The 7,295-nt window shown below is 60.7% G+C and carries 8 protein-coding genes; 4 read left to right on the forward strand and 4 right to left on the reverse strand.

Annotated features, from left to right (window positions below; translation table 11 throughout):
• Positions 1-73 precede the first annotated feature (73 nt).
• Positions 74-829 carry a spermidine synthase gene (locus tag MO767_RS30665; protein WP_282483592.1) on the reverse strand — a complete coding sequence of 252 codons (756 nt, stop codon included), beginning with the start codon at positions 827-829 and terminating at the stop codon, positions 74-76.
• Between the two features lie 149 nt (positions 830-978).
• Between MO767_RS30665 and MO767_RS30670 the strand changes: the two genes are divergently transcribed.
• Positions 979-2,325 carry a 3-deoxy-7-phosphoheptulonate synthase class II gene (locus tag MO767_RS30670; RefSeq protein WP_282483593.1) on the forward strand — a complete coding sequence of 449 codons (1,347 nt, stop codon included), beginning with the start codon at positions 979-981 and terminating at the stop codon, positions 2,323-2,325.
• 86 nt (positions 2,326-2,411) lie between these two features.
• Here MO767_RS30670 and MO767_RS30675 read toward each other — a convergent pair whose 3' ends face one another.
• Positions 2,412-3,641, reverse strand: coding sequence for a winged helix-turn-helix domain-containing protein (locus MO767_RS30675; RefSeq protein WP_282483594.1), 1,230 nt, complete (start codon positions 3,639-3,641; stop codon positions 2,412-2,414).
• 64 nt (positions 3,642-3,705) lie between these two features.
• Positions 3,706-3,921, reverse strand: coding sequence for a DUF1127 domain-containing protein (locus tag MO767_RS30680; RefSeq protein WP_129436970.1), 216 nt, complete (start codon positions 3,919-3,921; stop codon positions 3,706-3,708).
• A gap of 95 nt (positions 3,922-4,016) precedes the next feature.
• Between MO767_RS30680 and MO767_RS30685 the strand changes: the two genes are divergently transcribed.
• Positions 4,017-4,871 carry a LysR substrate-binding domain-containing protein gene (locus MO767_RS30685; RefSeq protein ID WP_282483595.1) on the forward strand — a complete coding sequence of 285 codons (855 nt, stop codon included), beginning with the start codon at positions 4,017-4,019 and terminating at the stop codon, positions 4,869-4,871.
• On the opposite strand, the gene MO767_RS30690 is transcribed toward MO767_RS30685, so the two are convergent.
• Positions 4,861-5,610, reverse strand: a complete 750-nt coding sequence (locus MO767_RS30690) for a sulfite exporter TauE/SafE family protein (RefSeq protein WP_282483596.1) — start codon at positions 5,608-5,610, stop codon at positions 4,861-4,863. The two genes, MO767_RS30685 and MO767_RS30690, sit on opposite strands and share 11 nt — an antisense overlap.
• A gap of 112 nt (positions 5,611-5,722) precedes the next feature.
• Here MO767_RS30690 and MO767_RS30695 point away from each other — a divergent pair, with 112 nt between their 5' ends.
• Both MO767_RS30695 and MO767_RS30700 read left to right on the forward strand, forming a co-directional pair.
• Positions 5,723-6,679, forward strand: coding sequence for a LysR family transcriptional regulator (locus MO767_RS30695; RefSeq protein WP_282483597.1), 957 nt, complete (start codon positions 5,723-5,725; stop codon positions 6,677-6,679).
• Positions 6,680-6,748: 69 nt separating this feature from the next.
• Positions 6,749-7,210 (forward strand): MarR family transcriptional regulator, encoded by a 462-nt coding sequence (locus MO767_RS30700; protein ID WP_282483598.1) that lies wholly within the window; start codon positions 6,749-6,751, stop codon positions 7,208-7,210.
• Positions 7,211-7,295: the final 85 nt, after the last annotated feature.

The raw sequence follows: 7,295 nt of genomic DNA on the forward strand, positions 1-7,295 counted from the left end.
CTCGCTCCCACAGGGGAATGCATTCCAATGTGGGAGCGAGCTTGCTCGCGATGGGGCCATTGCAGACGACAACTTAGGTCGCGGGGCGAATCGCCTTGATCAATGACTGCAACGAATACCCGAGGCGCGGCGCCAGCCCTTCGGCGCGGGCGATCAAGCCATCCATGTCCAGTTCCTGATCCAGGTCCGAAGGCACGAGCAAAATCACATTGCCCTCCTTCACCGGCAGTTCCCAGTAATGCCGGTGATAGAGCCCGCGAAACAACGCCGCGCCTAACGGCTTGCCATCGTCGGTGGCCCACTGATTGATCACCAGCCAGCCACCCGGATTCAGGCGTTTCTGACAGTTTTCCAGGAAATTCCATGCCAGATGCCCGACACCCGGCCCGACATCGGTATAGAGGTCGACGAAAATCAGATCCGCCGGCTCCGCGGTATCGAGCAGTTCCAGTGCATCGCCCACCCGGATATACAGTCGAGGATCGTCATCCAGCCCAAGGTATTCAATGGCCAGGCGCGGCACGTCGGGACGCAGCTCGATGGCTTCGACGTCTTCCAGCGGCAGGAACTTGAGGCAGGCCTGGGTCAGGGTGCCGGCACCGAGCCCGAGGAACAGCGCACTTTCCGGCTGCTCGTGGCACAACGCGCCAATCAGCATCGCCCTTGTGTAATCGTATTCGAGCCAACTCGGATCAGCCGTGAACACGCAGCTCTGTTCGATGGCATCACCGAATTCGAGAAAACGGTAATCGGCCACTTCCAGCACGCGAATCACGCCGAACTCATCCTGTACCTCGGCGAGCAGATGCTCGACGCGCTCCTCAGTCATTTCGTCTCCTGATCGTCGCCGTGCCCGGCAACGCACTAAAACCGCGGAGTGGCGCGGCAAAGGCGCGATTGTCCGCGAAGCGACGGGAACAGGTCACGCACTAATTGCTGATAACATGACAGCCCGAGCGTAAAACACTAGAGACCGTGATGAGCCAACCCTGGAGCCCTGACAGCTGGCGCGCCCTGCCGATCCAGCAACAACCCCACTACCCCGACGCGGCGCATTTGCTGCACGTCGAGCAAACGCTGGCCAGTTATCCGCCGCTGGTGTTTGCCGGTGAAGCCCGGGAGTTGCGCCGTCAGTTTGCCGAAGTGACCCAGGGCCGCGCGTTTCTGCTGCAGGGCGGTGACTGCGCCGAAAGCTTCGCCGAGTTCTCTGCCGCGAAAATTCGCGACACCTTTAAAGTCCTGCTGCAAATGGCGATTGTCATGACCTTCGCCGCCGGTTGCCCGGTGGTCAAGGTCGGGCGCATGGCCGGGCAGTTCGCCAAGCCGCGATCGGCCAACGACGAAACCATCGACGGTATAACCCTTCCGGCCTACCGTGGCGACATCGTCAACGGCATCGGCTTCGACGAAAAAAGCCGCGTGCCGGACCCGGAACGCTTGCTCCAGTCCTACCACCAGTCCACCGCGACCCTGAACCTGTTGCGCGCCTTCGCCCAGGGCGGTTTTGCCGACCTGCATCAGGTGCACAAGTGGAACCTGGACTTCATCGCCAACTCGGCGCTGGCCGAGAAGTACAGCCACCTGGCCGATCGCATCGATGAAACCCTGGCCTTCATGCGTGCCTGCGGCATGGACAGCTCGCCGCAACTGCGCGAAACGAGTTTCTTCACCGCCCACGAAGCGCTGTTGCTGAACTACGAAGAAGCCTTCGTGCGTCGCGACAGCCTGACCAACGATTACTACGATTGCTCGGCGCACATGCTGTGGATCGGCGACCGCACCCGTCAGCTCGACGGTGCTCACGTCGAATTCCTGCGTGGTGTGAACAACCCGATCGGGGTCAAAGTCGGCCCGAGCATGAACCCCGAAGACCTGATCCGCCTGATCGACGTGCTCAACCCGGACAACGATCCGGGTCGTTTGAACCTGATTGCGCGGATGGGTGCGAACAAGGTCGGCGATCACCTGCCGCAACTGATCCGTGCCGTGCAGCGCGAAGGCAAGCAAGTGCTGTGGAGTTGCGACCCGATGCACGGCAACACCATCAAGGCCAGCAGCGGCTACAAGACCCGCGACTTTGCGCAGATTCTTGGTGAGGTGAAGCAGTTCTTCCAGGTTCACGAAGCGGAAGGCACGTATGCCGGCGGCATCCACATCGAGATGACCGGGCAGAATGTCACTGAATGCATTGGTGGCGCGCGTCCGATTACCGAAGACGGCTTGTCGGATAGGTATCACACCCATTGCGACCCGCGGATGAATGCCGATCAGTCTCTGGAGTTGGCATTTTTGATTGCTGAAACGCTGAAGCAAGTCCGCCGTTAACGCGCAGCGCCCCCTTCGCGAGCAGGCTCGCACCCACGGGATTGTGCTGTACCTGTGGGAGCGAGCCTGCTCGCGAATGCGATATGTCAGCCACCACTGAACTGCGCCAATACCACCCGCAGCCGCGCCGCACTCGCCCGCGGGCAATTCAACTGAACCCGCTCAAGTCCCAGCCAATCCGCGATTCGCCGCAGATTGACCGCCAACGCCAGCATTCCCTCGTCATCCAGCCCCAACTCTTCCTCATGCACAGCGTGCACCGCCAGCCTGCCCAACGCCCGCTCGGCGCGCAGATCCACCCGAGCGGCAATCCGTTCATTGTGCAAAAACGGCAACACGTAATAGCCATAGACCCGCTTGTCCGGCGGCGTATAAATCTCCAGCCGATAGCGGAAATCGAACAGGCGCTCGGTGCGACTGCGCTCCCAGATCAGCGAATCAAACGGTGAAAGCAAGGCGCTGGCCTCGACCTTGCGCGGCACTTTCGGCTCAGGCAGACAATAGGCCGGTTGCCGCCAGCCCTGGACTTCACAGCTCAGCAACTCACCCACCTCCACCAGCTCCGCCAAGCGCGGACGGGCATCACCGGGACTCAGGCGAAAGTAATCCCGAAGGTCTTTTTCTGTTCCGACGCCCAACGCTGTCGCGGCATGTAGCAACAGGCCGCGCTGAGCCTCGGCCTCGCTCAGCAGCGGCTGCGCTAGAATCGCCGAAGGAATCACCCGCTCCGGTAGATCATAAAGCCGCTCGAACCCGCGCCGCCCGGCCACGGTCACTTCACCGGCGGCGAACAACCATTCCAGCGCATGCTTTTCCGCACTCCAGTCCCACCAGGGCCCTGCCCGTTCCTGACGGGTCGACAGGCTTCCAGCACCCAGAGCGCCTAGCTCCTCAACCGAGGCCAGCACCCGGCGAATCGTGACCTGCTGCTCCCGACCGAAACGTGCCAATTGCTGATAGATATCTTCGCCACGGGTCGCGCGCAGCATGCGCCAGCGCATCAACGGGTACATCGACAAGGGCAGCAACGAGGCTTCATGCCCCCAATACTCGAAGAGCGTGCGCCGCCGGCCCGAACTCCAGGCAGCCTGGTCGAGCAAGTCGGATGAGTAATTGCCGAGGCGGGAAAACAAGGGAAGGTAGTGCGAACGCACCAATGCATTGACCGAATCGATTTGCAGAATACCCAGCCGCTCGATCAGACGATTGAGCTGAACCGGTTTGATCGCCGCTGGCGGCTGGCGCCCGTTGAACCCTTGGGCGGCCAGCGCCAGACGCCGAGCCTGTTTGATGGAAAAGGACAGTGTTGCGCGCATGAGCATCTCCTTGTCTGCTCGCAACCTACCTCACCGGAAGACGGTTTGTGTAGTTGTGTATGACTCATTTGTGCATCGGGTCATTCCAGAACGGTTTGACCGACTCGAACTCTACATCCGCACGACTCATGCCAATGTCCTTCAGCGCTTCGTCGCTCAGACTCGCCAGCAGCTCGCGCTCCCGGTGAAGTTCGTACCAGCGACTGAATTTGTGCAGCAGATCGGATACCAGGTGGATCGAGTGTTTTTCTACGGCTGGATGTTCATGTTGACCTTTCATCTTGTTGCCCTCCGTTTGGATGGCTCAAGTGTCGCGCTGGGGCTAAGATCAATCCAACGAATGTTTCTGATGTAACACATCTCGGAGATTGATGAATGTCTGCCTACCCGAGTATCGACACCGAAGTGCTGCGCACCTTTGTCGCCATCGCCGACCAGGGCGGTTTTACCCGTGCCGGCGAGTTGGTCAATCGCACTCAGTCGGCCGTGAGCATGCAGATGAAGCGGCTGGAAGAGGATGTGTTGCAGCGTCAACTATTCCAGCGCGACGGACGGCAGGTGCGGTTGACGGCTGAGGGTCAGGTGTTGCTCGGCTATGCCCGGCGCATCCTCAAGCTGCACAGCGAGGTGTTCAATACGTTACGCGAGCCGCACATGGTCGGCATGGTGCGCATTGGTACGCCGGACGATTACGTGATGCGGTTTTTGCCGGGGATTCTGCGGCGATTTGCCCAAACGTATCCGCTGATCCAGATCGAGGTGCACTGCGAATCATCAAAACAATTGCTGCTGCGCCAGGACCTGGACTTGACCATCGTCACCCGCGAACCGGGCAACGAAATCGGCCAGTTGCTGCGCAAGGAGCGTTTTGTCTGGGCCGAGGCGCAATGTTTCAGCGCCCATGAGCAAACGCCGCTGCCGCTGGCGATGTTCAACAGTGATTGTTTCTGTCGCTTATGGGCCTGCAATGCGCTGGACGCCATGGGTCGCGATTACCGCGTGGCGTACAACAGCGACAGCCTGTCGGCGATCATGGCGGTGGTCAGTGCAGGCCTGGCGGTGACCGCGCAGCTGGAAAGCCTGGTCACCCCGGACATGCGCATACTCGGTGAGGCCGAGGACCTGCCGATTCTGCCAGAAGCCAGCATCATGCTGGTGCGCAACCTGCACAACCCGTCGCCGATTACTGAGTGCCTGGCCGACCACATCGTCGAAGGCTTCAAACTTTAAAGGCGAGCATCACCGCGCAGAGCACCAGAAAACCGCAGAACAACCCGCGCAGCAGTCGCTCCGGCAGTGCGTGGGCGATTCTCACACCCCAGCTGATGCTCATCAGGCCACCGAGCGCCAAGGGTAGTCCGATCATCCATTCCACCTGATGGTGCACCGCGTAAGTCACCAGCGTGACACCCGTGCTCGGCAACGCCAGCGCCAGCGACAAACCCTGCGCGACCACCTGACTGGTGCCGAACAGACTGGTCAGCACCGGCGTTGCCACCACCGCCCCACCCACGCCAAACAACCCGCCCATGGTGCCGGAGGCGGCGCCGAGCACGCCCAGCCATGGCCATGAGTAATTCATTTGCGCAGACACTGGCGCGTTGGCGGTGAACATTCGCACCAGGTTGTAGGCCGACAGGGCAATGAGGAACGCGACAAATCCGACGCGCATGGTTTGCGCATCAATGCCCACCGCCCAGATCGAACCGATCCAGGCGAAACAGAACCCCATCGAAGCCAATGGCAGCGCGTGGCGCAATTCAATGCGATTACGCTGGTGATAACGCCACAGCGCCAACATCACGTTGGGGACCACCATCACCAGCGCCGTGCCCTGGGCAATCTGCTGATCGAGGCCGAACAACACGCCCAGCAGCGGGATCGCGATCAACCCGCCGCCAATGCCGAATAACCCACCGAGTGTTCCCAGGGCGGCGCCAAACACCAGGTACATCAAAAACTCAATCACAGGCGATTTTCCCTTCACGTCAGGTGATTCATCCTACGCAGTCGGCGCTGGCGGGGAAACGCACAGCAACGCACAATGGCTGTGCCAACTTCGCACAAGCGCAGACGACACCATGAACCCCAATCAATTGACCGAACAACTGGGTCTGTTCCTCGACGTGCTGGAAACCGGCAGTTTTTCCGCCGCGTCCCGCCGCCACCCGCTGACCCCTTCCGCGGTGGCGCGGCGCATCGACAGCCTGGAAAACGCCGTCGGCAGCCAGTTGTTCATTCGCAGTACCCACGCGGTGCGCGCTACCCCGGCGGGTTTGGCGTTTGCCAAGCGCGCGCGGCGGATCGTTGCTGAACTGCGGCTGGCTCGGGCTGAGGCGGTATCCTTGAGCAGCGCACCGGAAGGCTTGATTCGGATCGACGCACCGGCAGCCTTCGGACGGCGACATCTGGCGCCGGTGATTGCCGACTTTCTGATGCTCTACCCCGGCCTCGATGTGCAGTTGCACCTGATCGACAGTTTCGTCGACATGCAGGGTTTGAATCTGGGCAAGGTCGATCTGGTGCTGCGCGCCGGGCAAATGGCCGATACCCGGCTGGTGGCCACGCCGCTGGCGAGCATGGTGCGCATCGCCTGCGCCAGCCCCGAGTATTTGCAACGGCGAGGTGTGCCGACCGATCCGGCGCAGCTGATTGAACACGACGGCCTCGACTGGGATGCCCTGGCCCCGCCGTTCGCCTGGCGTTTCGAACGGGATGGGCAAATGCACCTGCACCGCCCTGCGCGCATCCGCATGAGTGCCAACAATGCCGAGGCTTTGGTCTGCGGCGCATTGGCCGGGCTGGGTATCGCGCACTTGCCAACCTGGTTGACCAGCGAATACCTGTTACGCGGTGAACTGCTTCCGCTGTTCTGCGAACACGGCCTGCCACCACCGGAAACGACCGGCATTTATGCCTTGCGTCTTGAGCAACAACCCAATCCCCGCAGCCGCTTATTGCTGGAATACCTGAAAACCCGCTTCAGCCCGATCCCTCCGTGGGATCTGGCACTGAAAAATACCCTCGACCGGCACTAGGCTAGAATTGTCTGGTGCATTAAAGATTCGCCCGCTAGATTTATGACGATCACTGATCAAGGCTTCGAAATGACCACCGAGCGCAATACCCTGGATAACTGCGACGACCTGCTGCTGGATAATCAGGCCTGCTTCGCCCTGCATTCCACCTCGCTGCTGATGACCAAGGTCTACAAGCCGCTGTTGCAAGCACTGGGCCTGACCTACCCGCAATACTTGGCGATGATGGTGCTGTGGGAACAGGACGGTTTGACCGTAGGCGAAATCAGCACGCGCCTGCTGACTGATCCTGGCTCACTGACGCCGTTGCTCAAACGCCTGGAAGTCGAAGGCTTGCTCAGCCGCACCCGTAGCCGTGAAGACGAGCGGGTAGTGATTGTCGAACTCACCGAACAGGGTCGTGCATTGCGGGAGCGGGCGCGCGGTATTCCCCAGTGCATCCTCGGCGCCAGCGGGATGACCCTGGAGCGACTGCAGAAACTGCAAGCGGAGCTGCAAGTGCTGCGCAGCAATCTGCAAGACAGCCTGTAATCTTCAAACCACCACAAAATCCCCTGTGGGAGCGAGCTTGCTCGCGATGACGGTGTGACATTCAGCATTGATGTTGACTGACACA

This window comes from Pseudomonas sp. UYIF39 (genome assembly GCF_029963765.1).
In the GTDB taxonomy this organism is placed as follows: domain Bacteria; phylum Pseudomonadota; class Gammaproteobacteria; order Pseudomonadales; family Pseudomonadaceae; genus Aquipseudomonas.

Coding starts and splice junctions, on each gene's coding strand:
- MO767_RS30665 (WP_282483592.1), bottom strand. CDS start 829: ATGACTGAGGAGCGCGTCGAGCATCTGCTCGCCGAGGTACAGGATGAG.
- MO767_RS30670 (WP_282483593.1), top strand. CDS start 979: ATGAGCCAACCCTGGAGCCCTGACAGCTGGCGCGCCCTGCCGATCCAG.
- MO767_RS30675 (WP_282483594.1), bottom strand. CDS start 3,641: ATGCGCGCAACACTGTCCTTTTCCATCAAACAGGCTCGGCGTCTGGCG.
- MO767_RS30680 (WP_129436970.1), bottom strand. CDS start 3,921: ATGAAAGGTCAACATGAACATCCAGCCGTAGAAAAACACTCGATCCAC.
- MO767_RS30685 (WP_282483595.1), top strand. CDS start 4,017: ATGTCTGCCTACCCGAGTATCGACACCGAAGTGCTGCGCACCTTTGTC.
- MO767_RS30695 (WP_282483597.1), top strand. CDS start 5,723: ATGAACCCCAATCAATTGACCGAACAACTGGGTCTGTTCCTCGACGTG.
- MO767_RS30700 (WP_282483598.1), top strand. CDS start 6,749: ATGACCACCGAGCGCAATACCCTGGATAACTGCGACGACCTGCTGCTG.